Below are 24,119 nucleotides of genomic sequence, written 5' to 3'. Positions count from 1 at the left end.
TCTGTACTCAAAGATGACTTATCTAGTCTTAATTCTAAATTATTTGTATCATTTTTCCGAAGAAAAATGTACGCGCTGTCAATTCAATAAATCAATGAACTTCCCCGATATTACTCGGGATATTCTTGTTGAAACTAAAGGAGTCGAACCTCTCTATTCTCACACCCACCCGGGATTTCTTTTCAGTATTTTTGGGAACTTGTTTCCGCTGTAAGCGGCTGCAAATATACAATGCTTTTTCTTTATCTGCCAAATGTTTTTCGAAAAAAATTTTGACTTATTTTTAAAAGCAATACCATTTAAAAGAACTTCAAAACAACACCGCTTTTTAAAGCAGAACACTCGTTGTTTTTGCGGCTGCAAATATACAACCTCTTTTGATTCTGGCAAGCAAAAAATAAAGTTTTTTTGCTTTTATTTTTTCAAGCTTTCTCAAGCCTAAAAAAACACCGTATCCCAATATGTAATGAACTTCCCGCCTTATCTTTCAACCCTCGTTGTGTCGCAAAGCGGGTGCAAATATACTGCTGTTTTATTCCCTCGCAAGCATCAAATAACTTTTTTTTAAAGAAAACTTAAAACTAAATTATAACTCGCTCTAAAAAAGGAACTTGTAAGATAAAAAATTTTAAAGAAATATTAAGAAGACAAAAGTTAATGTTTCAGAATAAGAAAAACTACTCCTTATATATTATTTCAGCAATAAATATCCTCCTTTATATATAAGTATATTGCGTAGGCAAAATCAACCTATTATCTTTGCACTCATTAAAACTACATATACATGATTAAGGTAAGCTTGCCCGATGGCAGTATAAAAGAATTTGAAAAAGGTGCCACTCCAATGGATGTTGCTAATAGTATTAGCTCTGGACTGGCCCGAAACGTAATTTCAGCAAAATTCAACAATAATATTGTAGAAGTTTCTACACCATTAACTACAGATGGCAGTTTAACCTTATTTACCTGGAAAGATGATGAAGGTAAAAAAGCCTTTTGGCATTCTACTTCACACGTGATGGCTCAGGCAATAGAAGAAATGTATCCCGGGTCTAAATTAACCATTGGGCCGGCTATTGAAAATGGGTTCTATTATGATGTAGATTTTGGTGAACATAAGATTTCTGAAAACGATTTTAAGAAGATTGAAGAACGAATGCTTCAGATTGCTCGCGAAAAACATGATTTCAAACTTCGCGAAGTTTCTAAAGCTGATGCACTCTCCTATTATAAGGAACAAAACAATCAGTTTAAAGTTGAATTAATAGAGAACCTGGAAGATGGTGAGATCACTTTCTGCGATCACTCCAACTTTACAGATCTTTGCCGAGGAGGCCATATTCCAAACACCGGCTTTATTAAAGCGGTTAAATTAATGAGTGTTGCCGGAGCTTACTGGCGCGGTGATGAAAACAATCCGCAGTTAACCAGGGTTTATGGGATTTCGTTTCCGAAGCAAAAAGAATTAAAAGAATACTTAGCACTTCTTGAAGAGGCTAAAAAAAGAGATCATCGTAAGCTTGGTAAAGAGCTTCAACTATTTACTTTTTCACAAAAAGTTGGGCAAGGCCTTCCTTTATGGCTACCTAAAGGTGCAGCTTTAAGAGAAAGACTGGAAGATTTCTTGAAAAAGGCGCAAAAGAAAGCTGGTTATGAAATGGTGGTAAGTCCGCATATTGGCCAAAAAGAACTTTATGTGACTTCTGGACACTATGCCAAATATGGCGAAGATAGTTTTCAGCCCATTCATACCCCCAACGAAGGAGAAGAGTTTTTATTAAAACCCATGAATTGTCCTCATCATTGTGAAATTTATAACTCCCAATCCTGGAGCTATCGAGATCTTCCAAAACGTTTTGCTGAATTTGGTACCGTTTATCGTTACGAACAAAGTGGGGAATTACACGGATTAACCCGTGTGAGAGGATTTACACAAGATGATGCACATATTTTTTGTACTCCAGATCAATTAGATGAAGAATTCAAAAAAGTAATAGACCTTACCTTATATGTATTCGATTCTTTAGGATTTGAAAACTTTACCGCACAGGTTTCCTTAAGAGATCCAGAGAACAAAGAAAAATATATTGGGTCTGACGATGTTTGGGAAAAAGCTGAAACTGCCATTATTAATGCAGCAAAAGAAAAAGGTCTTAACTATGTTGTTGAAACCGGGGAAGCTGCATTTTATGGACCTAAATTAGATTTTATGGTTAAAGATGCGCTTGGCAGAAGCTGGCAACTTGGCACCATTCAGGTAGATTACAACCTGCCAGAAAGATTTGAACTTACCTATAAAGGAAGTGACAATGAGACACATCGCCCAGTAATGATTCACCGCGCCCCATTTGGTAGTATGGAACGCTTTATCGCTATATTACTGGAACATACAGCAGGTAACTTCCCATTATGGTTAATGCCAGAACAGGCTATGGTGCTCTCAATCAGCGAGAAATATGAAAAATACGCCGAAAAAGTTTTAACTTTGCTGGAAAATAACGAAATTCGCGCCTTGGCAGACAACCGAAACGAAACCATTGGTAAGAAAATTAGGGAAGCCGAAATGAATAAATTCCCATATATGTTGATTATAGGGGAACAGGAAAAAGAAGATGGTACGGTTTCTGTACGAAAAAGAGGAGAAGGCGATATAGGCACTATGCCTGTGGAAGACTTTGCCGAGATAATAAATAATGAAATCAAAAAAACGTTAAAGACGTTTAAAGTTTAACCAAAAATAGATCAGCCATAGCAATACGTAGAAAAAAATCGAAAAGACCGCTTAGAGCAGTTAAAGAGGATCAACACCGGATTAACCAAAAAATCAGGGCAGAAGAAGTTCGTCTTGTAGGTGATAATGTAGAAATGGGCGTTTACCCAACTAAACAAGCATTATCTATAGCCGAAGAATTAGGCTTAGATTTGGTAGAAATATCTCCAGACGCTAAACCCCCAGTGGTAAAAGCAATGGATTACAAAAAGTTTCTCTACGAACAAAAGAAGCGCGAAAAGGTTATGAAAGCCAAAGCGAGCAAAGTTGTTGTAAAAGAAATTCGTTTTGGTCCAAATACCGATGATCACGATTACGAATTTAAAAAGCGTAACGCAGAGAAATTTTTAAAAGATGGAGCAAAGTTAAAAGCTTTCGTATTTTTTAAAGGCCGCTCTATCGTATTTAAGGATAAAGGAGAAATTCTACTGCTTAGATTAGCGCAAGATCTTGAAGAACTTGGAAAAGTAGAACAAATGCCAAAACTGGAAGGAAAACGTATGACTATGTTTTTATCTCCCAGAAAAGCGAAATAGTATAATAAGAGAGTTATAATATAAAAAGAGGATAACATGCCTAAAATGAAAACAAAATCTAGTGCTAAAAAGCGTTTTAAGCTTACAGGTACTGGGAAAATAAAAAGAAAGCACGCGTTTAAAAGTCACATCTTAACAAAGAAGTCTAAAAAACGTAAGCTTGCTCTTACACATAGTACATTAGTGCACGATGCAGACAAGAGTAATGTTAAACTTATGTTGCGTTTAAAGTAACAATAAGCTCTTAACGGTTTAATTAATTTAAAAACCCTGGAGTTGGGCAAGATTTTAAATTAGATTTCAAGTGCAAATTTGTAATCTTTTCTAATTTTAAAAGTGCAGTTATGCTGCCGCCTGCTACAAAATACATAAAAATATGCCAAGATCAGTAAATTCAGTTGCAAAGAGAGCCAGAAGAAAAAAGGTTCTTAAGCAAGCAAAAGGTTACTTCGGACGTCGTAAAAACGTTTGGACAGTAGCAAAAAATGCGGTTGAGAAAGCAATGCTTTACTCATACAGAGACCGTAAAGTAAAGAAACGTAATTTCCGTTCACTATGGATTATGCGTATTAACGCTGCAGCCCGTGAACACGGTATGTCTTATTCTCAATTTATGGGAGCTGCAAAAGCCGGTGGAATAGGTTTAAACCGTAAGGTACTTGCCGATTTGGCAATGAACCACCCACAAGCTTTTAAAGCAATTGTAGATAAAGTAAAGTAATTAAAAATTAGTTATACTCTCTTATTTAAAAATCCGGTTCTTTATTGAACCGGATTTTTTTTACACTTTTTTTCTTCAGAGACAGAATTATCGAACACTTTTCAATAACTTTTTTTTGAAAAATGACCTTCAAGTTTTTTTGCCACCAATACACAAATATTTTTTTTAAGATTTATTGATCAATTCTTGGCTCCTCAGATATTTTACTTCAATCTCATTCTCCTATCAACCATATCGTAAATAAACTAATAAATTTAAACTCCGTATAGATTTAAAACCAATTTTCGCGAACCTCCATGGTTTCTATGCTCTGCCAAGTAAATACCCTGCCATGTTCCCATATTTAATTTTCCTTTGGTTACAGGAATCTGAAGTGAATTTCCCAATAACGAAGCTTTAATATGTGCCGGCATATCATCTGGACCTTCTAAGGTGTGTTTATAATACGGCATATTTTCCGGAACCATTTCATTAAAGTGACTTTCGAAATCTTCCCGCACCGTAGGATCGGCGTTTTCGTTGATGGTTATTCCTGCTGATGTATGTTTTATAAATACATTTAATATTCCGGAATTGATTTCTTTTAATTCCTCCAGTTGACTTTCCACTTCTTCGGTTATTAAATGAAAACCTCTGGATCTAGCTTTTAACTTTATTTCCTTCTGAAAAAATTTCATAGTCAATTCTTATTATTTTCTTTTAGATAAATTCCTCTTGCAGTTAAAATTCCGACTGAAATTAATAATATTCCATATACTGAAGAAGGCTACGTAATTAGACTAGTCAAATTTAACATGAAAAATAACTCGAAAATTAAGTTGACCACACTTAGTATTTTCAACAAACGATTTAGTTTCATTTTAAGTTTTTTGAGGCTTTTTCTTCGCCGCCGGGAAAAGTACATTATTTAAAATTAGCCGGTAACCCGGTGAGGTTGGGTGCAAATCAAGCTCGGTCTTTGGATCCCCTACTCTATGCTGATAATCCTCAGGATCGTGCCCTCCGTAAAAAGTAAAAAAGCCTTTTCCTTTTATTCCGTGAATATATCTGGCTTCTCCATTTAATTTACTCTCTCCCATCACCAAAACATTAGCCTTGATATTATTGGGATTGTATGCCGTAGTTTGCCCCATAAATCCTTTCACCAATCTCGTATGATTTTGAGTTAACATAGTAGGTACAACATCCCATTTAGCTGAAAAATCCATTAAGGTAAAATAATCAGTTTCCTTCGGAATATTTCTTTTTGCAGTCATATCTATAGAGGAAAACTCATAGACCATCGGGCTACGCTCCAGGTTGAAATCAGTAAACGCAAAAGTATTACTGAAATCCAATTTAGATTGATAACCAGGTTCACTTGGATCGCCATCGAACATAGTTTCGGCAATATCTACCCCTTTTGCAGCCAGGGCAATATCGAAACTATCGGTAGCGCTGCACATCGCAAACATAAAGCCGCCGCCAACAACATAATCTCTAATTTTTAAAGCAACATCCCGCTTTTCTTCGGAAACCTTATTATATCCCAACTTCTCTGCTAAGGCTTCAGCTTCTTCTTTTTCCTGAATATACCAGGGCGTAGTTCTAAATGTTCTATAGAATTTCCCATACTGGCCGGTAAAATCTTCGTGATGTAGGTGTAACCAATCATATAAAATAAGCGCATCATTTAATACAGCTTCATCATAGATGGTTTCATAAGGAATTTCAGCGTAAGTAAGCGCCATTGTAACCGCATCGTCCCAGGGTTTATTTCCCTGTGGAGAATACACCGCAATTTTTGGAGCTTTCTCTAACACCACAGTCTCCATATTCTGAGAAGGACTACTAATTTCTTCTAAAATCGACTGTGTTTTATCATCACTTATTACTTCAAAAGAAACTCCACGTATTTGGCATTCTTTACGTAATTCTTCGGTATCTGAAATTAAAAAGGAACCACCGCGATAATTCAGCAACCACCTCACTTCTAAGTCTTCTTCTAAAGCAAAATAGGTTATTCCGTAGGCTTTTAAATGATTCTTCTGAGAGTCTCCGTCCATAGGAATAAGCAATTGTGACGCTGAAACCCTGAAACCACTTAAAAATAGTAAAACAAAAAAGACCAGAAGAACGGTAAATTTCCCGCTTTTCTGGTCATTTAAAAACATATTATTTAAGGTATTTTTTCTTATTTTATTAGAAATTTTAAAATGGCACTTCGTCATCGTCATCATTATTAAACCCACTGTTCATAGAGCTGCCAAAAGCTTCGTTCGCACTTGGGTTAGGCAGGTTTGGCGAGCCAAACTCATTCTCTTCATTCTCGCCGGTATTCATTTTAGAATGATATTCAAATGGCGAATCGAACTCTTCTAAGTTATCAAATTTACCTAAATGACCAATAAATTTAAGACGTATATTTTCCAGTCCACCGTTCCTGTGCTTGGCTACAATAAATTCACCCTGCCCATCGGTTGGCGTTCGTTCTTCATCATCCCATTCTTCAATTTTATAATATTCGGGACGATAAATAAAGGATACAATATCAGCATCCTGCTCAATCGCTCCAGATTCCCTAAGGTCAGAAAGCAATGGTCGCTTGCTTCCTCCCCTGGTTTCCACGGCACGTGATAACTGGGAAAGTGCAATTACGGGGATGTTTAATTCTTTGGCAAGTGCTTTAAGGTTACGCGAAATTGTAGAAATTTCCTGCTCCCTGTTTCCGCCACCTTTTTGGCTTCCACCGGCCGTCATTAACTGCAAGTAATCAATTACAATAAGTTTAATTCCGTGCTGGGAAGCCAATCTTCTCGCTTTCGCCCTAAGGTCAAAAATAGAAAGTGAAGGCGTATCATCTATAAATAAAGGCGCATTTTCAAGATCCTTTACCTTTACGTTAAGCTGCTCCCATTCGTGCTTTTCAAGATTTCCGGTTCTTAATTTCTCTGAAGAAAGACCGGTCTCTGAAGAAATTAATCGAGTAATTAACTGTACTGCTGACATCTCCAATGAGAAAAACGCCACCGGCATATTTTGACCGACTGCAATATTTCGAGCCATAGACAAAGTCAGGGCTGTTTTACCCATACCGGGACGCGCAGCAACAATAATAAGATCACTGGGCTGCCAACCGGAAGTTAACTGGTCTAACTTATCAAATCCTGACGGAACACCACTTAAACCTTCTTTATTCGAGATTTCCTCAATCCTATTCTTTGCCTGGATCACCAAACTTTGCGCGGTTTCTGTAGATTTTTGAATATTCCCCTGGGTTACTTCATACAATTTGGCTTCCGCACTATCCAAAAGATCAAAAACATCGGTAGATTCATCGTAAGCTTCTTCAATAATTTCGTTGGAGATTTTAATAAGGCTACGCTGAATATATTTCTGGAGAATAATACGCGCGTGAAACTCAATATGCGCAGAAGATGATACTTTTTGAGTTAATTGAATCAGGTAATAATCGCCACCTGACTTTTCAAAATTACCATCTTTTTTTAATTGGTTAGAAACGGTTAATAAGTCAATCGCCTCTGTATTTTCAAAGAGCTTATGTATTGCTTCAAAAATTAGTCTATGGGAGTTTTTATAGAAAGCATCAGGGCTAAGGATATCGATTATTTCATCTACTCCTTTTTTATCTATCATCATCGCTCCCAACACAACTTCTTCTAAATCAACTGCTTGCGGGGGGAGTTTTCCTTTTTCAAGGCTAATAACATTACTTTTTTTTGCTGAAAATTGCTGCGGGGCGGTCATTTTATCCATATTACTAAAGTATAAAATTTGTTAAGAGCATCTTAATATTAGGTCGGTTACTTAATTAACCGGTAATCAACAATTCACCTGTTGAAAACTTAAAAATAGTGTTGATAAGTGCAAAAAAAACCGAAACCATGGTTTCGGAAATTTAATAGGTTATGATATGTAAGGTCTTAGCCTTTATAGACTCCCATATCTAAATACTTATCCATCCTCTTATTTACTAAATCTGTTGGTGATAAGTTTTTAAATTCATCATACGCCCCTAAAATTGAATTTTTTACCGTATCAAAAGTCTCTTCTCTATTGCTATGAGCGCCTCCAATTGGTTCTTTTATAATCTCATCTATAAGCTTCTGCTTTTTCATATCCTTAGCGGTAAGCTTTAAAGCATCTGCCGCTTGTTCTTTATATTCCCAGCTTCTCCAAAGGATAGAAGAACAGGATTCAGGAGAAATTACCGAATACCAGGTATTTTCAAGCATCATCACCTTATCTCCAACACCAATTCCTAAAGCTCCACCACTTGCACCTTCTCCAATAATAACAACAATTACCGGCACTTTTAGCCTTGTCATTTCAAGAATATTTCGGGCAATAGCTTCACCTTGTCCTCGCTCTTCAGCTTCAAGACCGGGATAAGCTCCAGGAGTATCAATAAGCGTTACCACAGGAAGACCAAACTTCTCTGCAGATTTCATTAAACGTAAAGCTTTGCGGTAACCTTCAGGATTTGCCATCCCAAAATTTCTATACTGTCTTGTTTTAGTATTATAGCCTTTTTGTTGACCAATAAACATAAAACTCTGATCTTCTATTTTACCAAGACCACCGATCATCGCTTTATCATCTTTTACATTTCTATCACCGTGAAGCTCTAAAAATGTATCTCCACAAATAGCATTAATGTAATCTAAAGTATAGGGACGGTTAGGATGCCTGGAAAGTTGAACCCGTTGCCAGGCTGTTAAATTCTTATATATATCCTTTCGGGTAGCCTTTAATTTCTTTTCAATTTGCCTACAGGTAGCCGTAACATCTACATCGCTCTCTTCTCCTATGTTACAAGCTTTATTGTACTGCTCTTCCAACTCTTTAATGGGTAATTCAAATTCTAAATATTCCATAAGTTGTTATGGTTTGTTTTTTTATTAGCATACAAATATAACAAACTTTAAAAGGAAGAATTATGCAGAAAGGCCATTAATTTTCGACAAAATTTCGACACCTATCTTTTAGCCCGGTAAAGTAGAAAAATAGCTAGAAGGCCAAAAGTAATATTTGGGAACCATACGGCTATTAATGGTGAAAAGGTAGATTGCTCTGCCATAGTTCCAAAAACTTTATCGAAAAATATAAATATAAAAGCCAGGGTAATACCAACGGCAAGGTTAACGCCCATTCCGCCACGGCGCTTCATAGAAGATACTGCTACAGCAATAATTGTTAAAATAAATGCAGACACCGGAATACTCCATCTTTTATAAGCCACAACCAGATATCTATTAATATTTCCAGACCCTCTACGCCGTTCCTGTTCTATAAATTCGTTGAGCTCTGTATAATTTAAAGTTTCTGCAATATAAGTTTCAGGGGTTAGTTCATCAAATTCAAAGGGAAGAATGGTATCTAATTTATTTTGATGTAAAATAGAATCGCCCTCTACTCCTATTATTCGCTTATTTACATTGGTTAGCGAATAGGTAGTATCTTCTTCATTAAACCTTAAACTGGATGCACTAATCTTAAACTTCAGTTCGTTCCCTTCAAAATGCTCTAAAGTAAAATTACGTGCCGATTTACCAAGCGGTTGAAAGTGACTGGCATAAATAAACTCATTGTCATTTATTTGCCGGTAAACATCCCTGGTCTCCTGAGTTGCTACGTTTTTCTTTAAATATTCATATTTAAATTCATTAAAACCTTTACTGGCTTTTGGAGCCAGGAACATTGCAAGAATTAAGGCCAGAATGCAAACAAAGGTGGCACCAATTAAATAAGGCCTTAAAAACCTCCAAAACGAAACACCACTACTTAAAAAGGCAATAATTTCAGTATTATTAGCAAGTTTAGAAGTAAACCAAATCACTGATAAAAAAAGAAATAATGGGAATAACAAATTGGCAAAGTAGATCGTAAAATCTACATAATAAAGGGCTACTTCTATAAAAGGCACTTCATTATCCAATATTTTACCTATTTTTTCAGCAAGGTTTACGGTAATCCCAATTGGTATAAATAGTAAAAGCATCAGGAAAAATGTTCCCAGATAGCGCTTCAATATGTACCAATCTAAAATTTTCAAAGTCTATAGTCTTTTATCCATTTGTTTCACCATCATACTCTTCCAGCTGGCAAAATCTCCGGCTAAGATATGTTTTCTGGCTTCACGCACCAACCACATATAAAAACCGAGGTTATGAATAGTAGCAATTTGCTTGCCTAAAAGCTCATTTACACTAAATAAGTGCCTAACATAAGCTTTACTATATTCTGTATCTACAAAAGTGATTCCCATTTCATCTATTGGAGAGAAATCGTCTTCCCACTTTTTATTCTTAATATTAATAGTACCGTGAGCCGTAAAAAGCATACCATTACGCGCATTTCGGGTAGGCATCACACAATCAAACATGTCTACTCCCAGTGCAATATTTTCCAGGATATTAATAGGAGTTCCCACGCCCATTAAATATCGCGGTTTATCCTCCGGAAGAATTTCGGTCACAACTTCTGTCATGGCGTACATTTCTTCAGCGGGTTCACCAACTGAAAGTCCTCCAATCGCATTTCCTTCTGCTCCAACTGAAGCGATATATTCTGCAGATTGCTTTCTTAAATCTTTATAAGTACTCCCCTGAACAATTGGAAACAAGGTTTGATCAAACCCATACAAAGGATCTACTTTATCCAAATGATTTACACATCTATCCAACCACCTATGCGTCATGTGCATAGAGCGTTTCGCATATTTATAGTCACAGGGATAAGGCGTGCATTCATCAAAAGCCATGATAATATCTGCCCCAATAGCCCGTTGAATTTCCATTACGTTTTCTGGAGTAAAAGTATGGTAAGAACCGTCTATATGAGATTTAAACTTTACCCCTTCCTCTTTAATTTTTCTTCTGGCAGAAAGCGAATATACCTGGTAGCCGCCACTATCGGTTAAAATATTTCTATCCCAGTTCATAAACTTATGTAAACCACCGGCCTTTTTAAGAATTTCGGTTTTGGGGCGTAAATAAAGATGATATGTATTTCCTAATATTATATCGGGATTAATCTCTTCTTTAAGTTCCCGTTGGTGAACTCCTTTTACAGAAGCCACGGTACCAACAGGCATAAAAATAGGGGTTTCAATCTTACCGTGATCGGTTGTAATAGTCCCGGCACGGGCTTTACTACCGGCATCGGTACTCAGCAAATCAAATTTCATAGTGCTTTTTAAGTGAGTGCAAAGATACTCAAGTAAACTTCCTTTAGGCAAACCCACAAGGTATTTTTTTGCTTTCCAGGCATCCCGATTTCCAAGAACAAAGCATTTAAATCTCGATTGTCGAGTAAATATCAATTAAACTATCTCGAGGCAAGCCCCGGGGTATTATACCCTTTGGCGGTGCCAATAAAAGAAGTTAAAAACAGGAAATTGTTAGTTACTTCATTAGTTTTCTTAATAACTGACTCGCAAGCACTTTGACAAAGCCTTATAAAAACCTATTTTTGTGGCTATTATTTTAACAACACAATTTTACTTTAATGTCAAAAATCAAAGAATTAGAAGATTTTGCCACCCAGGTTCGCCGGGATATTTTAAGGCAGGTTCACAAGGTGAATTCGGGACACCCGGGAGGTTCACTTGGTTGTACAGAATTTTTCACCGCTTTGTACCAGGGCGGGATTATGGAACACAACCCCGAATTTAATATGGATGGAAAAGAAGAAGATCTTTTCTTTCTTTCTAACGGCCATATTTCCCCGGTATTCTATAGTACTTTAGCTCGTAGCGGTTATTTTCCTGTAGATGAACTTAATACTTTTCGCCTAATCAATTCAAGGTTACAGGGGCACCCTACAACACACGAAGGCCTACCGGGAATTCGCGTAGCCTCAGGATCTTTAGGCCAGGGGATGTCTGTAGCCCTTGGAGCTGCTCAAGCTAAAAAGCTTAATAAGGATAACCATTTGGTATTTGCACTTCTAGGTGATGGTGAACTTCAGGAAGGTCAAAACTGGGAAGCCATTATGTATGCTGCAGGAAATAAGGTAGATAATCTTATTGCCACAGTAGACCTCAACGGTCAGCAAATTGATGGTAGCACAGAGACTGTTTTACCTATGGGTAATATGAAAGCGAAATTTGAAGCTTTTGGCTGGGATGTGATAGAGTTAGAAGATGGTAATAATATGCAACAGGTACTTGACGGTCTAAACGAGGCAAAATCTCGTACCGGAAAAGGAAAGCCCGTTTGCGTACTTATGACAACTGTGATGGGTAATGGCGTAGATTTTATGATGCATACACACGCATGGCACGGAAAAGCGCCTAATGATGAGCAATTAGAAACCGGACTTGCCCAAAACCCTGAAACTTTAGGAGATTATTAAGAGCCCCATCTAGAGCTTCTCTCAAAGAGGAGAAATATAAAAATTAGGGGAATGGATATACAATAATATAGATTTCCGTCTAAACGGAAATGACAAAGAATTAAAGAATGAAAACATATATAGACACAGGAAAGAAGGATACGCGTTCTGGTTTTGGGGAAGGTCTTACCGAACTTGGCAGAACTAACCCTAACGTAGTAGCACTTTGCGCAGACCTTATAGGATCACTTAAAATGCAGGATTTTATTGATGAAAATCCAGAGCGTTTTTTCCAAACAGGAATTGCTGAAGCCAATATGATGGGAATGGCTGCCGGATTAACCATTGGTGGTAAAATTCCTTTTGCCGGAACTTTTGCAAATTTCGCGACCGGCAGAGTTTACGATCAAATTCGTCAATCTATTGCTTATTCAGGAAAAAATGTAAAGATTTGTGCTTCTCACTCTGGAGTTACCTTAGGAGAAGATGGTGCTACACACCAAATCCTGGAAGACATTGGACTTATGAAAATGTTACCAGGAATGACGGTAATAAACACTTGCGATTTTAACCAAACAAAAGCAGCAACCATAGCCATTGCAGAACATGACGGGCCTGTTTATCTTCGTTTTGGAAGGCCAAAAGTAGCGAATTTCACTGCTGAAGACCAAAAGTTTGAAATTGGAAAAGCAGTTCATTTATATGAAGGAAGAGATGTTACTATTATTGCTACCGGCCATTTAGTTTGGGAAGCAATACAAGCTGCTCAAAAACTTTCAGAAAAAGGTATTAGTGCTGATGTAATAAATATTCACACCATTAAGCCTTTAGACGAAAAAGCAATTATAGATTCAGTTAAGAAAACCGGATGTGTGGTTACTGCCGAAGAACACAACTTCCTTGGCGGACTTGGAGAAAGCGTTGCCAGAACTTTAGCCGAACATAATCCTGCACCACAAGAATTTGTGGCTACTCAGGATACTTTTGGAGAAAGTGGTACTCCAGATCAATTAATGGAAAAATATGGCCTTAATGCAGAAGCAATTATTAAGGCTACCGAAAAAGTATTAAAGAGAAAGTAAATAAACTATTGGCAAGCCAACGAGCTAATAATTATTTTCTTTTTGGATTTTTTGGTAAACCATAGATCATTAAATCTCGATTATCGAGTAAAAATTCTTTTTAATTGTATTTAAGAGGCTATTTTAAAAGTTATTAAAATCGTCATCCTGAATTAATTTCAGGATATAATATGTTTATTTTCAAAACATGTTAGAAGCTGAAACAAGTTCAGCTTGACGAGATAAGACTTTTTAAATAGCCTCTATTTTATTTTCACAGAATAACAGGCACTATTTGTGCGTTATCAAAACCTAACAATAAAACAATCTACTATGAAGAAATTAATGTTTATCGCTGTTTTTTTGTGTTCCTCTGCAGGACTTATGGCACAAGAAGCAGATTTTGGAATTAAAGGCGGTTTCAATTATGGAGCTACAGGAGATTACGAAAGCGTTGGTGAAGGAGCTGACGATTTCACCCAAATTATAGAAGGAAAAGAAAAATCGGGGTATCATATAGGAGTTTTCAGCCGATTTGAAATTGTGGGTATTTTTCTTCAACCAGAATTAATGTTCACCCGTTTAAATACCGAATATGAAACTTTCAATTATAAAATTGATAAAATTGACGCTCCCATTTTACTGGGTGTAAATGTTTTTGGTCCCCTTAACATAAAAGCAGGTCCTTCATTTCAATATATTATAAATAATGAACTTGAGGATACCACGCTTAAAATTGGAGATGTTGAAAAGGATATCACGGTAGGTTACCAGGTTGGTGCAGGCATCAATCTTGGGCGTTTAGGCTTTGATGTAAGATACGAAGGTGCGTTTACAGAAAACACTGCTTTTGGAGCTACTGAAACTGCTGATGAGAATTTCACCATAGATTCAAGACCATCCCAATGGATTTTGAGTCTATCTTATGCTTTTTAAGTTAGATTAGACGAAACTGTACAAAATAAAAAAAGGCTGTTCGAAAAGTTTAATTTCGTACAGCCTTTTCTCTTATAATAATTTAACCTACCTATTGAAAAGTATCAGGATCTAAATAATCTGGAGTCCCATTTCCGTTAGCATCCGGAAATTCTAAACTACCATCTTCATTGATAATTATTTCGTCTTTGGTTGGTGTTCCATCACCATCATCATCTGGATCAGCAAAATTTGGAGTTTCATCCCCATCGCTATCATCGTCTAGCACCTCATTATTTTCATTTAGATCTTCCATCCAGCTAGGAATACCATCGCGATCATGATCGGCCTCATTTACCCGCAATAATTGCACATTAAAAATTAACGGACTATAAGGTGGAATACTAGGTTGTGAACTTGAGAAGTATCCTAAACCTGAAGGAAAAATAAGAGCTCCTATTCCGTAATCGTCATTGAAGTCTACGGTGTTATCGGGATTAGCGGTATAACCCGTAGCTCCTTTAAATTCAACAATTCCTTTAGAAAAACCTTTAATCAAGGAAGGAAGATCAAACCATACTGGTGTACTGGCATTGTCAAATGCATTAAGATTTAATAATTCACCGCGGTAATTAACCAGGGTAGAATCAGTGAATTTTGGCTGTTGCCCTTCCCCTTCTCTTACTTTAAGCACATACATAATATATTCTACATCGTTATTCACCACCGTTTTCATCTCTAGGTTTTCTTCTTCAGAAAGTGGTGTCTTATCGGCATTATCACCGGCTATAGTATCTAAACGAACCATATAATCAAAATCATCAGAAGGGTTTTCAAACTCCTCATAATTGTAAAAATGGCTTTCCAGGAAGTTATTAATAGAATCTTCATCAGCTATAGCCTGTTCTTCAGGGTCCCTTTCTTCAAATTCAGGAGCATTTCCATTATCATCTTCATTGCAGGAAATTAAAGTTAAAGCTGAAATAAAGCTTAGAATAAAAAATTTGTTTAATTGCATTGTCGTTATTTTTGGCGCGCAAGATACAATATTCTTGTATTTTTGTTTAAGGATTAACGCAGTTTTAAAGGAGAGATTTTATGAGAGTAGACAAGTTCTTATGGTGCGTAAGATATTTTAAAACCCGAAGCATTGCAACCAATGCATGCAAGCAAGGAAAAGTAAAAATGGATGGCACCAATGTAAAGCCATCTAAAGAAGTTTTTCCAAACGATAAACTTACAGTACGCAAAAACCAAATAGATTATCAAATTGAAGTTTTAGACCTTCCCCCCAGTCGTGTGGGTGCTAAACTGGTAAATCTTTATCTTGTAGACGTCACCCCAAAAGAGGCCTTTGAAAAACTGGAACTTTTAAAATATTCTAAAGATTATTATCGCAAAAAAGGCACCGGAAGACCTACCAAAAAAGATCGTAGAGATATAGACGATTGGTTTGAAAACACAGATCCCAATCCAGATGACGTCAAATCGTAGTTTTTCTAATGAATTCTGGTCTCAGCGCTATGAGCAGAATAAAACAGGTTGGGATCTTGGTGAAATTTCCAGACCACTAAAAGCTTATATAGATCAGCTTGAGGATAAAGAGCTCAAAATTTTAATTCCGGGAGCCGGAAACGCTTACGAAGCAGAATATTTATTTAAGCAAGGCTTTAAAAATGTTTATGTAGCCGATATTAGTAAAAAACCGCTTCAAAATTTAAAATCTCGTGTACCCACCTTTCCTAAAGATCAATTACTGCATATAAATTTCTTTGAAATTAAAGACCAATTTGACCTTATTCTAGAGCAGACGTTTTTTTGTGCTCTCCCGGTAAATTCCAGAAAAGATTATGTAAAAAAAACTGCTGAAATTTTAAAGAAAGATGGGGTGTTAAGCGGATTGCTTTTTAGTTTCCCACTTACCGAAAACGGACCACCATTTGGGGGAAGTAAACAAGAATATTTAACGTATTTTAGTCCGTATTTTGAGATTGAAATTCTAGAGGACTGCTATAATTCTATCAAACCAAGACAGGGAAACGAATTGTTCTTGAAGTTTAGAAAGAAGCGGATATAATACCAGATAAAAATGGTATAAACTGGCAAGAATATTAAAACCTGAAATAAATACCCAGAAGGGAATAAAATTATAACAAAATGAAAGAACGTGTACTAATTTTAAATCACGCCGAAATTCAACATAAAATAAAAAGAATAGCCTACCAGGTTTATGAAAGTAATATTAATGAAAAAGAAATTATCCTGGCAGGTATCGCTAAAAAAGGCTATCAATTAGCTACACTTTTAAAAGAAGCCTTAGAGCGTATTTCCCCGCTTAAGATAAAGCTTTGTAAAGTCCAGGTAAATAAGAAAAATCCGCTGGAAGAGATTACTACGTCCCTTGAGGCCAAAGCCTATCAAGACCAATCGGTTATCCTTGTAGACGACGTATTAAACTCAGGAACCACCTTAATTTACGGAGTGAGACACTTTTTAAATGTTCCGCTTAAACAATTCAAAACTGCTGTTTTGGTAGATAGAAATCATAAAAAATACCCGGTAAAGGCAGATTTTAAAGGAATTTCCCTTTCTACCTCTTTAAACGAAATGGTTGAAGTTTCTTTTGAGCCAGGTAAATTTCAAGCAGAACTTTTATAGTTTCTCTATAATTTGCGCTACAATAGTTTCAGGCGTTTTTTCATCCACAGCAATACTTAAATCTGACTGGTTATAGTAGTAAGCACGCTCAAAAAGATGTTTTCTTATAAATTCTTCTAAAGCTTCCCTGGTTTCTAAATGACTAATCACCGGACGATGAATTTTTTCAATAAAAAGTCGGGCCAGTAAAGTTTCAACAGAAGCTTTTAAATAAATACTCAAACTATCTTTTTGGGCAGAAATTCTCTCAAGATTATTTCCGTAACAAGGTGTTCCTCCTCCTAAAGAAATAATCATATTGGAATTATTTTCCAGAATATCGTCTAAAATTTGCGCTTCCAGCTTTCTAAAATATAACTCACCTTTATCCTCAAAAATAGCGTTGATACTTTTCCCTTGTATCAATTCTATTTGGTCATCAAGATCTACATATTTGTAATTCAGCTTTTTAGCAAGAATTCTACCTATTACCGATTTACCAGAGCCCATATAGCCCGTCAAAAAAATTTTCATTGTTAAAGTACTTATTATTAGGAGGATCCAAAACTAATATAAATTTATCTCAATTTAGGCTTGAAAAATAAATTAATGAATGTATATTTGCACCCGCAATCGCAAAAAGATGATTGCGTTTTATTGATCTGGTAGCTCAGTTGGTAGAGCATCTCCCTTTTAAGGAGAGGGTCCTGGGTTCGAGCCCCAGCCAGATCACATTTTTAAGTTCAGATTTTGTTGGGCGAGAAGTTTATTCCGATTTAAGCGATAGCGAAATATCGGAAAGCCCCAGCCAGATCACATTTTTAAGTTCAGAATTAAAATATTGAAAAACGATCTGGTAGCTCAGTTGGTAGAGCATCTCCCTTTTAAGGAGAGGGTCCTGGGTTCGAGCCCCAGCCAGATCACATTTTTAAGTTCAGATTTTGTTGGGCGAGAAGTTTATTCCGATTTAAGCGATAGCGAAATACCGGAAAGCCCCAGCCAGATCACATTTTTAAATTCAGAATTCTTAACTCGAAGAATTCGATTTCTTGCTACAGCCCTTGGAAATTTACTTTTTCCAGACTTGTTTTAAGCCCGGGTGCTGGAACTGGTAGACAGGCATGGTTGAGGGCCATGTGTCCATTAGGGCGTGCGGGTTCGACTCCCGCTCCGGGCACTTTCTAATCACTTATCCTATTATTTTCTTAATTAGACCAAAAAACTTATAAGGCGGATACTTTAGAGGTATATCCAATTTTGTTGTAGAATTCACCACTCCCCTTTCGTGAGTAAAAGCCAGGAAACTTTCTTTGCCGTGATATTTCCCCATGCCGCTATTTCCTACCCCGCCAAATGGCAATTTATGATTCGCCACGTGTATAAGCGTATCATTTATACAGGCACCACCAGAGCTCGTTTCCTGTAGCACCTTTTTTGCAGTTTTATCTTTTCCGAAATAATAAAGCGCAAGAGGTTTTTCATTACCATTAATATAGGATAAAGCTTCTGTTAGCTCTTCAAATTCCATTACCGGCAAAATAGGCCCAAAAATCTCTTCTTGCATAATTTCATCTTCAGGCGTTACATTATCTAAAATTGTAGGTGAGATGTATTTTTCTTCTAAATCTATTTTTCCACCGTAATAAACATCGCCTTTCAAGTATTTCTTTAAACGATTCATAGCAGCAGAATTTACAATACGACCGTAATAATTACTGTTTTCTATATTATCACCCAGCATTTCTTCAAAAGCCACAGAGATCTCAGCTAAAAGATCTTGCTTAATCGCTTTATGCACCAACAAATAATCTGGAGCAATACAGGTTTGCCCGGCATTCATAATTTTACCCCAGGCAATGCGCTTTCCTGCGGTCTTTAAATTTGCATCTTTATTTACAATACAGGGACTTTTGCCCCCCAGTTCCAGTACCACTCTACTCAAATGTTCAGCTGCAGCTTTCATCACTATTTTACCAACGCCTGGGCTTCCGGTAAAAAACATAACATCAAAAGGAAATTTAAATAACTCCTGGTTTGCTTCCTTTCCACCCTGAACTACCGTGATATATTCCGTCGGAAAATTTTCTAATATCAATTCCTCAATTACCAATGCAACATTGGGAGTATCTGGCGAAGGTTTTAAAACCGCACAACAGCCGGCAGAAATTGCACCAATTAAAGGATTAAGTGTAAGTTGAAATGGATAATTCCAGGGCGCTATTACTAAACCAACCCCCAAAGGCTCATAAAGAATTTTTGATCTCGAAGGCTTAATTTGCAAAGGACTACCTACTTTCTTCGGCTTCGCCCAGCTTTTTAAATTTTTAATATGATAGTTTAGCTCTTCTATAAGCAGACTTATCTCTGTAAGAAAAGCTTCTTCTTTAGATTTATGCAGATCTTTCCATAGCGCCTCATTTACTTTGTCTTCATATTGCAGAATAGCTTTCTTGAGTTTCTTTAACTGCTGAAGCCTAAAGTCTATACTTTTTGTTTCCTGAGAACTGAAAAACGCTCTTTGTGCTTTATAAATTTTGGCTATCTCTTTTGCTGAAGTTTCTTCCATGCTATTATTTTTTTCGACCTTTAAATTCATCCATTGTTTTATACACCCCAATTATCCTTCCCACAAACCAATCATAAAACCAAATGGGAAAAAGTCCCTGGGAAAATCTCACAAAACGCATACTCCAGGGCATACTTAAATAAATCCTATTGCTTTCTATGGCTTTAATTATCTTTTTAGCCACTTTGTTTTGATCCAGGATAGGAATAATAGATTTCACCCCATCAAACATTCCTGTATTTATATAATATGGAGTCACAGTGGTCACTCTAACTCCTGACTTAAGCTGCTTCATCTCCAAACGCAAACTATCAGACCAACCGGTAGCAGCCCATTTGCTGCCCGCATAGACAGCCATTTTAGGGTTAGAAACCAGGCCTGCAGATGAAGTAATATTACAAATATGCCCGTGCTTCCTTTTCATCATTCCAGATAAAAAAGTTCGTGTAAGTTGCATGGGAGCAATAGCATTAACATTCATGACCTTTTCTATATTTTCTGAAGAATTCTCGTAAAAATAACCTCCAAACACTATTCCCGCATTATTAATCAAAATATCAACGGGTCCTATCTCCTCTTCTACTTGTTTAGCAATTTCCTGAATCCAGATTGTATTGGTAATATCCACGGTATACCCATAAACTTCGCCAAAATCTTCAAACTCTTTTAAGGTTTGCTGCAAATTAAGTTTATTTATATCCCAGATTACCAATTTGCCATTTCTCTTTAACACTTCGCGCCCCATAAGCTTACCAATGCCAGATGCACCACCGGTAATAAGCACAATTTTAGAGGAAAACTTCGTCATAAAATTTACTGTTTAACTTTTTAACTAAACTATTAAACATTTTAACACTTCCATAAAGTGTTTAATGTTCAAATTTAACTAGATTTGATCATCTTAATAATACTATGGAACTAATAAAACAAAATTTCAGCATAAAAGACCTTGAAAATTTAAGCGGAATTAAGGCGCATACCATAAGAATTTGGGAAAAAAGATACAATATCTTAAACCCCGATCGTACTTCTACAAATATAAGAACGTATGATAGTTCTAATTTGCAAAAGATTTTAAACGTCGCTTTCTTAAATGAACATGGTTACAAAATCTCAAGGATCTCTAAGTTGAGTGAAGAAGAGATTTCTAAAATGGTACGAAGTATTTCAGCGAGTTCCAGTAAAGAAAATCGCGCTCAAAATTCATTCAAACTTTCTATGATGAATTTTGATGAAGATCTCTTTAATAGTACGTACCAATCACTACAAAAAGATAAAAGTTTTAGAGAGATTTTTAACCAGGTATTCCTTCCACTATTAGAGCAAATTGGAATGCTTTGGCAAACTGATACTATAAAACCAATTCATGAACACTACATTGTAGATCTCATTAAACAAAAACTCTATTTTAATCTTGCAGAAATTAAAAAAGAGCTCAAGCCTACTTCAGATAATTTATATGTGCTTTTTCTTCCGGAAAATGAAATTCACGATATAGGAATTATTTACTTATATTATGAACTTTTATATCACGGCAATAAGGCCATCTATCTAGGACCAAGCCTACCTCTAAGTGATCTTGATTACTTATTGGAGCGACATAACAAAATTAGTTTTGTTAGCTACTTCACCACCGCCCCGGGGGATGTAGAAGATTTCATCAATGAGTTTAAAGACCAAGTTTGCGAAAAGGAAACTTACGAATTATTACTTTTTGGACATAAAATAAGAGAAATACAACATAAAGAATTACCATCTTTCGTGAAAACCCATACTAGTTTAAACCAATTTATAGAAAAGCTTTAAGATAAATATGAAAAATAAAATTGCTATTATTGGTTCGGGATTCGCTTCTTTGGCGGCTGCTTGCTATCTGGCTAAAGATGGATATAAAGTAGAAATTTTTGAAAAAAATGAAAATATTGGTGGACGCGCACGCCAGTTAAAAAAAGACGGATTTTGCTTTGATATAGGCCCTACCTGGTATTGGATGCCTGATGTTTTTGAAAGATTTTTTGCAGACTTCGGGAAAAAACCCTCAGATTACTACAAACTGGAAAAACTAAGCCCTGCCTACAAGGTTTTCTTTGGAAAAGAAGATAGTATCACCATAGAAGACAGCTTAGATAAAATTTGCGCCGCTTTTGAAGCAGAAGAACCGGGAAGTTCAAAAAAACTGAAACAGTTTATTGAGGAAGCTAAAAACAACTATGATATTGCAATTAAAGATCTTGTATACCGCCCGGGTGTTTCTCCCTTAGAATTGGTGACTCCCACTACCGCTGGAAAAATAGGCCAGTTTTTTAGCACAATTTCTAAAGAAGTAAGAAAAGAGTTTAGCAACACCAAATTGGTTCAAATCCTAGAATTCCCGGTTTTATTCCTTGGTGCTAAAGCCAGTAATACCCCGGCCTTCTACAGCTTTATGAATTATGCAGATTTTGGCCTGGGAACCTGGCATCCAAAAGGTGGGATGTATAAGGTTATTGAAGCTATGGAAAGCCTTGCAACATCACTGGAGGTGAAAATTAATACTAATTCCCCTGTTTCTAAAATCTATATTGAAAATGATACGGCAACCGGAATACAGGTAAACGATAAAAAAATTAAAGCAGATTATATTCTTAGTGGAGCCGATTATCATCATACCGAAACCTTATTACCAGAATACAAAAGGCAGTACAAGGAATCTTATTGGCAAAAAAAGACCTTTGCCCCTTCAGCCCTATTATTCTTTGCCGGGTTTAATAAAAAATTGAAAAATGTAACGCATCATACGTTGTTTTTTGATACCGATTTTGAAAAACACGCCAAAGCAATCTATGATGATGCTGAGTGGCCCGAAGAACCGTTATTCTACGCTAGTTTCCCTTCCATTACAGATGATGCCGCTGCACCAAAAGATAAAGAAGCAGGAATATTTTTAGTACCCCTAGCACCAGATGTAGAAGATACTCCTGAAATTAGAGAAAAATATTTCAAAAAAATTATAACACGTTTTGAAAGTTTAACCAATCAAAATGTTACCGATCATCTTCTTTTTAAAGAATCTTTTTGCGTAAACGACTTTAAAGAAGAATATAACTCATATAAAGGGAACGCCTACGGTTTAGCTAATACCCTTTTCCAAACTGCATTTTTAAGACCTAAATTAAAAAGTAAAAAAGTGCATAAATTATTTTTTACCGGGCAGTTGAGTGTTCCCGGACCCGGTGTACCGCCTTCCCTAATTTCGGGAAAGTTAGCCGCCGGTTTAATTCAAAAAGAAAATTAAATTATGAAAGCCATTTTTGACAATGTTTCACGGGCTTGTAGTAAAACTGTTACGCATCAATACAGCACCTCATTTTCTACAGCAACCAGGATGTTGGCCCCCTCAATTCGTCAGGATATTTATAATATCTATGGCTTTGTGCGCTTTGCCGACGAAATTGTTGATACTTTTCACGATTACGATAAAGAAAGACTTTTTAACGATTTTGAAGTAGATCTTTATAAAGCTATTGAAGATAAAATTAGTTTAAATCCAATTTTAAACGCATTCCAGGAAACCGTACATAAATATGAAATAGATGAATCACTTTACCGTGCATTTATGAAAAGTATGCGGCTTGATTTGCATAAATCTGATTATCTTAGTGTAGCCGAATACAAAGAATATATCTATGGTAGTGCAGATGTTGTTGGACTAATGTGTTTGAAGGTTTTTGTAGATGGAGATCAAAAAAAATATGAATCCTTAAAGGAGTCAGCGATGAGTTTGGGTTCCGCTTTTCAAAAAGTGAATTTCCTAAGAGACTTAAAAGCTGATTTTGAAGATTTAGCCAGAAGTTATTTTCCGGGTACCAATCTTGCACAATTAGACGAAGAAAGTAAACAAAGAATTATTGAAGAAATTGAAGAAGATTTTAAGCACGGCTTAAGCGGAATTTCGCATTTACCGGTAGAAGCTAAATTTGGTGTTTATACCGCTTATATTTATTATAGAAAATTATTACATAAACTAAAGAAAGTCCCATCTTTGGAGATTAGAAATAGTAGAATTAGAGTTCCAGATTACCAAAAAGCAGGTTTGCTGGCTAAATCTTATATTTCTTACAGATTAAAACTTATATAGTATGAATATTTTATTATGGATCTTAGTTTTTCTAGGCACTTTCGCCGCTATGGAAGGAATGGCCTGGTTTACTCATAAATATATTATGCACGGTATTTTATGGAAATTACACAAAGATCACCATCATAAAGACCATAGCCATTGGTGGGAAAGAAACGATCTCTTCTTTATATTTTACGCATTAGTTAGTATAGGTTTTTTCCTGCTGTGGCGATATGAAGATGTTTGGGTTGGCTTACCAATTGGTTTAGGCATTCTAGCCTATGGAATCACCTATTTCACAGTTCACGATATTTTTATACATCAGCGCTTTAAAATGTTCAGAAATGCAAATAATCCCTATGCCAAAGGAATAAGAAGAGCTCACAAAATGCACCACAAACATCTTGGAAAAGATGATGGGGAATGTTTCGGGATGTTATTCGTACCCTTCAAATATTTTAATAAATAAAATTATAA

At 36.2% G+C, this 24,119-nt stretch carries 24 protein-coding genes and 3 tRNA genes; 17 read left to right on the top strand and 10 right to left on the bottom strand.

The features are described from left to right. The first annotated feature begins 784 nt into the window (after positions 1–784). The 4 genes from thrS (at position 785) to rplT (ending at position 4,027) form a co-directional block, all read left to right on the top strand. The gene (thrS, locus tag B5X51_RS10480) at positions 785–2,731 is read left to right on the top strand and encodes a threonine--tRNA ligase (RefSeq protein ID WP_079721116.1); all 1,947 of its coding nucleotides are present in this window, start codon (positions 785–787) and stop codon (positions 2,729–2,731) included. Between the two features lie 23 nt (positions 2,732–2,754). Beyond that, entirely contained in the window at positions 2,755–3,306 is a 552-nt protein-coding gene (infC, locus tag B5X51_RS10475) for a translation initiation factor IF-3 (RefSeq protein ID WP_079721115.1), read from the top strand. A 36-nt stretch (positions 3,307–3,342) separates the two neighbouring features. Continuing rightward, positions 3,343–3,540 carry a 50S ribosomal protein L35 gene (rpmI, locus tag B5X51_RS10470; RefSeq protein WP_079714698.1) on the top strand — a complete coding sequence of 66 codons (198 nt, stop codon included), beginning with the start codon at positions 3,343–3,345 and terminating at the stop codon, positions 3,538–3,540. A 142-nt stretch (positions 3,541–3,682) separates the two neighbouring features. Then, entirely contained in the window at positions 3,683–4,027 is a 345-nt protein-coding gene (gene rplT, locus B5X51_RS10465; RefSeq protein ID WP_079721114.1) for a 50S ribosomal protein L20, read from the top strand. A 254-nt stretch (positions 4,028–4,281) separates the two neighbouring features. Here the strand turns inward: rplT and B5X51_RS10460 are convergent, their stop codons facing one another. The 6 genes from B5X51_RS10460 to tgt form a co-directional block, all read right to left on the bottom strand. Then, entirely contained in the window at positions 4,282–4,704 is a 423-nt protein-coding gene (locus B5X51_RS10460; protein WP_079721113.1) for a secondary thiamine-phosphate synthase enzyme YjbQ, read from the bottom strand. 183 nt (positions 4,705–4,887) lie between these two features. Beyond that, positions 4,888–6,180, bottom strand: a complete 1,293-nt coding sequence (locus B5X51_RS10455; protein ID WP_079721138.1) for an asparagine synthetase B — start codon at positions 6,178–6,180, stop codon at positions 4,888–4,890. A gap of 37 nt (positions 6,181–6,217) precedes the next feature. After that, a complete protein-coding gene (gene dnaB, locus B5X51_RS10450) occupies positions 6,218–7,783 on the bottom strand; it encodes a replicative DNA helicase (RefSeq protein WP_079721112.1) in 1,566 nt (521 codons plus the stop codon). Positions 7,784–7,950: 167 nt separating this feature from the next. After that, positions 7,951–8,904, bottom strand: a complete 954-nt coding sequence (locus B5X51_RS10445; protein WP_079721111.1) for an acetyl-CoA carboxylase carboxyltransferase subunit alpha — start codon at positions 8,902–8,904, stop codon at positions 7,951–7,953. A gap of 101 nt (positions 8,905–9,005) precedes the next feature. After that, positions 9,006–10,082, bottom strand: a complete 1,077-nt coding sequence (locus B5X51_RS10440; protein ID WP_079721110.1) for an LptF/LptG family permease — start codon at positions 10,080–10,082, stop codon at positions 9,006–9,008. Positions 10,083–10,085: 3 nt separating this feature from the next. Then, positions 10,086–11,216 carry a tRNA guanosine(34) transglycosylase Tgt gene (gene tgt, locus B5X51_RS10435; protein WP_079721109.1) on the bottom strand — a complete coding sequence of 377 codons (1,131 nt, stop codon included), beginning with the start codon at positions 11,214–11,216 and terminating at the stop codon, positions 10,086–10,088. Between the two features lie 320 nt (positions 11,217–11,536). Here tgt and B5X51_RS10430 point away from each other — a divergent pair, with 320 nt between their 5' ends. The 3 genes from B5X51_RS10430 to B5X51_RS10420 all read left to right on the top strand — a co-directional run bounded on the left by B5X51_RS10430 (position 11,537) and on the right by B5X51_RS10420 (position 14,361). Beyond that, positions 11,537–12,385, top strand: coding sequence for a transketolase (locus B5X51_RS10430; RefSeq protein ID WP_079721108.1), 849 nt, complete (start codon positions 11,537–11,539; stop codon positions 12,383–12,385). A gap of 107 nt (positions 12,386–12,492) precedes the next feature. After that, positions 12,493–13,446, top strand: a complete 954-nt coding sequence (locus B5X51_RS10425; RefSeq protein ID WP_079721107.1) for a transketolase family protein — start codon at positions 12,493–12,495, stop codon at positions 13,444–13,446. 312 nt (positions 13,447–13,758) lie between these two features. Continuing rightward, positions 13,759–14,361 (top strand): outer membrane beta-barrel protein, encoded by a 603-nt coding sequence (locus B5X51_RS10420; protein ID WP_079721106.1) that lies wholly within the window; start codon positions 13,759–13,761, stop codon positions 14,359–14,361. Between the two features lie 91 nt (positions 14,362–14,452). Here B5X51_RS10420 and B5X51_RS10415 read toward each other — a convergent pair whose 3' ends face one another. Continuing rightward, positions 14,453–15,358 carry an FKBP-type peptidyl-prolyl cis-trans isomerase gene (locus B5X51_RS10415; protein ID WP_079721105.1) on the bottom strand — a complete coding sequence of 302 codons (906 nt, stop codon included), beginning with the start codon at positions 15,356–15,358 and terminating at the stop codon, positions 14,453–14,455. 80 nt (positions 15,359–15,438) lie between these two features. On the opposite strand from B5X51_RS10415, the gene B5X51_RS10410 reads away from it, so the two are divergent. From B5X51_RS10410 to B5X51_RS10400, 3 genes are all read left to right on the top strand, one after another. Further along, a complete protein-coding gene (locus B5X51_RS10410; RefSeq protein ID WP_079721104.1) occupies positions 15,439–15,834 on the top strand; it encodes an RNA-binding S4 domain-containing protein in 396 nt (131 codons plus the stop codon). Continuing rightward, the gene (locus B5X51_RS10405; RefSeq protein WP_079721103.1) at positions 15,818–16,417 is read left to right on the top strand and encodes a methyltransferase domain-containing protein; all 600 of its coding nucleotides are present in this window, start codon (positions 15,818–15,820) and stop codon (positions 16,415–16,417) included. The genes B5X51_RS10410 and B5X51_RS10405 overlap by 17 nt, the downstream gene beginning before the upstream one ends. A gap of 80 nt (positions 16,418–16,497) precedes the next feature. Continuing rightward, positions 16,498–16,998 (top strand): phosphoribosyltransferase family protein, encoded by a 501-nt coding sequence (locus B5X51_RS10400; RefSeq protein ID WP_079721102.1) that lies wholly within the window; start codon positions 16,498–16,500, stop codon positions 16,996–16,998. Here the strand turns inward: B5X51_RS10400 and B5X51_RS10395 are convergent. Beyond that, on the bottom strand, positions 16,993–17,511 hold the full coding sequence (locus B5X51_RS10395; protein WP_079721101.1) for a shikimate kinase: 519 nt from the start codon (positions 17,509–17,511) through the stop codon (positions 16,993–16,995). The two genes, B5X51_RS10400 and B5X51_RS10395, sit on opposite strands and share 6 nt — an antisense overlap. 125 nt (positions 17,512–17,636) lie before the next feature. Between B5X51_RS10395 and B5X51_RS10390 the strand changes: the two genes are divergently transcribed. The 3 genes from B5X51_RS10390 (at position 17,637) to B5X51_RS10380 (ending at position 18,154) form a co-directional block, all read left to right on the top strand. Beyond that, positions 17,637–17,709: transfer RNA gene (locus B5X51_RS10390), tRNA-Lys, on the top strand. 118 nt (positions 17,710–17,827) lie between these two features. After that, positions 17,828–17,900 (top strand) — tRNA-Lys (locus B5X51_RS10385). A gap of 170 nt (positions 17,901–18,070) precedes the next feature. Beyond that, positions 18,071–18,154 (top strand) — tRNA-Leu (locus B5X51_RS10380). Between the two features lie 12 nt (positions 18,155–18,166). Here the strand turns inward: B5X51_RS10380 and B5X51_RS10375 are convergent. Continuing rightward, entirely contained in the window at positions 18,167–19,543 is a 1,377-nt protein-coding gene (locus tag B5X51_RS10375) for an aldehyde dehydrogenase (RefSeq protein ID WP_079721137.1), read from the bottom strand. A 4-nt stretch (positions 19,544–19,547) separates the two neighbouring features. Then, positions 19,548–20,351 (bottom strand): SDR family oxidoreductase, encoded by an 804-nt coding sequence (locus B5X51_RS10370; RefSeq protein ID WP_079721100.1) that lies wholly within the window; start codon positions 20,349–20,351, stop codon positions 19,548–19,550. Positions 20,352–20,455: 104 nt separating this feature from the next. On the opposite strand from B5X51_RS10370, the gene B5X51_RS10365 reads away from it, so the two are divergent. Genes B5X51_RS10365 through B5X51_RS10350 form a run of 4 tightly spaced genes read left to right on the top strand, consistent with a single transcriptional unit; the run spans position 20,456 to position 24,111 of the window. Next, positions 20,456–21,349: a MerR family transcriptional regulator gene (locus tag B5X51_RS10365; RefSeq protein WP_079721099.1), complete on the top strand. Its 894-nt coding sequence runs from the start codon at positions 20,456–20,458 to the stop codon at positions 21,347–21,349. Between the two features lie 7 nt (positions 21,350–21,356). Next, positions 21,357–22,817 carry a phytoene desaturase family protein gene (locus tag B5X51_RS10360; protein ID WP_079721098.1) on the top strand — a complete coding sequence of 487 codons (1,461 nt, stop codon included), beginning with the start codon at positions 21,357–21,359 and terminating at the stop codon, positions 22,815–22,817. Between the two features lie 3 nt (positions 22,818–22,820). Next, entirely contained in the window at positions 22,821–23,660 is an 840-nt protein-coding gene (locus tag B5X51_RS10355) for a phytoene/squalene synthase family protein (RefSeq protein WP_079721097.1), read from the top strand. 1 nt (position 23,661) lies between these two features. After that, a complete protein-coding gene (locus tag B5X51_RS10350; protein WP_079721096.1) occupies positions 23,662–24,111 on the top strand; it encodes a sterol desaturase family protein in 450 nt (149 codons plus the stop codon). Positions 24,112–24,119: the final 8 nt, after the last annotated feature.

Source organism: Salegentibacter holothuriorum (assembly GCF_900168045.1).
GTDB classification, from domain to species: Bacteria; Bacteroidota; Bacteroidia; order Flavobacteriales; family Flavobacteriaceae; genus Salegentibacter; species Salegentibacter holothuriorum.
Note: the sequence above shows the minus strand (reverse complement) of the source record. Positions and strands in the feature narration are given on the sequence as shown.

Bases quoted from the DNA above. Each gene is read 5' to 3' on its own strand.
- thrS (WP_079721116.1), top strand. From the start codon at position 785: ATGATTAAGGTAAGCTTGCCCGATGGCAGTATAAAAGAATTTGAAAAA.
- rpmI (WP_079714698.1), top strand. From the start codon at position 3,343: ATGCCTAAAATGAAAACAAAATCTAGTGCTAAAAAGCGTTTTAAGCTT.
- rplT (WP_079721114.1), top strand. From the start codon at position 3,683: ATGCCAAGATCAGTAAATTCAGTTGCAAAGAGAGCCAGAAGAAAAAAG.
- B5X51_RS10460 (WP_079721113.1), bottom strand. From the start codon at position 4,704: ATGAAATTTTTTCAGAAGGAAATAAAGTTAAAAGCTAGATCCAGAGGT.
- B5X51_RS10455 (WP_079721138.1), bottom strand. From the start codon at position 6,180: ATGTTTTTAAATGACCAGAAAAGCGGGAAATTTACCGTTCTTCTGGTC.
- dnaB (WP_079721112.1), bottom strand. From the start codon at position 7,783: ATGGATAAAATGACCGCCCCGCAGCAATTTTCAGCAAAAAAAAGTAAT.
- B5X51_RS10445 (WP_079721111.1), bottom strand. From the start codon at position 8,904: ATGGAATATTTAGAATTTGAATTACCCATTAAAGAGTTGGAAGAGCAG.
- tgt (WP_079721109.1), bottom strand. From the start codon at position 11,216: ATGAAATTTGATTTGCTGAGTACCGATGCCGGTAGTAAAGCCCGTGCC.
- B5X51_RS10430 (WP_079721108.1), top strand. From the start codon at position 11,537: ATGTCAAAAATCAAAGAATTAGAAGATTTTGCCACCCAGGTTCGCCGG.
- B5X51_RS10425 (WP_079721107.1), top strand. From the start codon at position 12,493: ATGAAAACATATATAGACACAGGAAAGAAGGATACGCGTTCTGGTTTT.
- B5X51_RS10420 (WP_079721106.1), top strand. From the start codon at position 13,759: ATGAAGAAATTAATGTTTATCGCTGTTTTTTTGTGTTCCTCTGCAGGA.
- B5X51_RS10415 (WP_079721105.1), bottom strand. From the start codon at position 15,358: ATGCAATTAAACAAATTTTTTATTCTAAGCTTTATTTCAGCTTTAACT.
- B5X51_RS10410 (WP_079721104.1), top strand. From the start codon at position 15,439: ATGAGAGTAGACAAGTTCTTATGGTGCGTAAGATATTTTAAAACCCGA.
- B5X51_RS10405 (WP_079721103.1), top strand. From the start codon at position 15,818: ATGACGTCAAATCGTAGTTTTTCTAATGAATTCTGGTCTCAGCGCTAT.
- B5X51_RS10400 (WP_079721102.1), top strand. From the start codon at position 16,498: ATGAAAGAACGTGTACTAATTTTAAATCACGCCGAAATTCAACATAAA.
- B5X51_RS10395 (WP_079721101.1), bottom strand. From the start codon at position 17,511: ATGAAAATTTTTTTGACGGGCTATATGGGCTCTGGTAAATCGGTAATA.
- B5X51_RS10375 (WP_079721137.1), bottom strand. From the start codon at position 19,543: ATGGAAGAAACTTCAGCAAAAGAGATAGCCAAAATTTATAAAGCACAA.
- B5X51_RS10370 (WP_079721100.1), bottom strand. From the start codon at position 20,351: ATGACGAAGTTTTCCTCTAAAATTGTGCTTATTACCGGTGGTGCATCT.
- B5X51_RS10365 (WP_079721099.1), top strand. From the start codon at position 20,456: ATGGAACTAATAAAACAAAATTTCAGCATAAAAGACCTTGAAAATTTA.
- B5X51_RS10360 (WP_079721098.1), top strand. From the start codon at position 21,357: ATGAAAAATAAAATTGCTATTATTGGTTCGGGATTCGCTTCTTTGGCG.
- B5X51_RS10355 (WP_079721097.1), top strand. From the start codon at position 22,821: ATGAAAGCCATTTTTGACAATGTTTCACGGGCTTGTAGTAAAACTGTT.
- B5X51_RS10350 (WP_079721096.1), top strand. From the start codon at position 23,662: ATGAATATTTTATTATGGATCTTAGTTTTTCTAGGCACTTTCGCCGCT.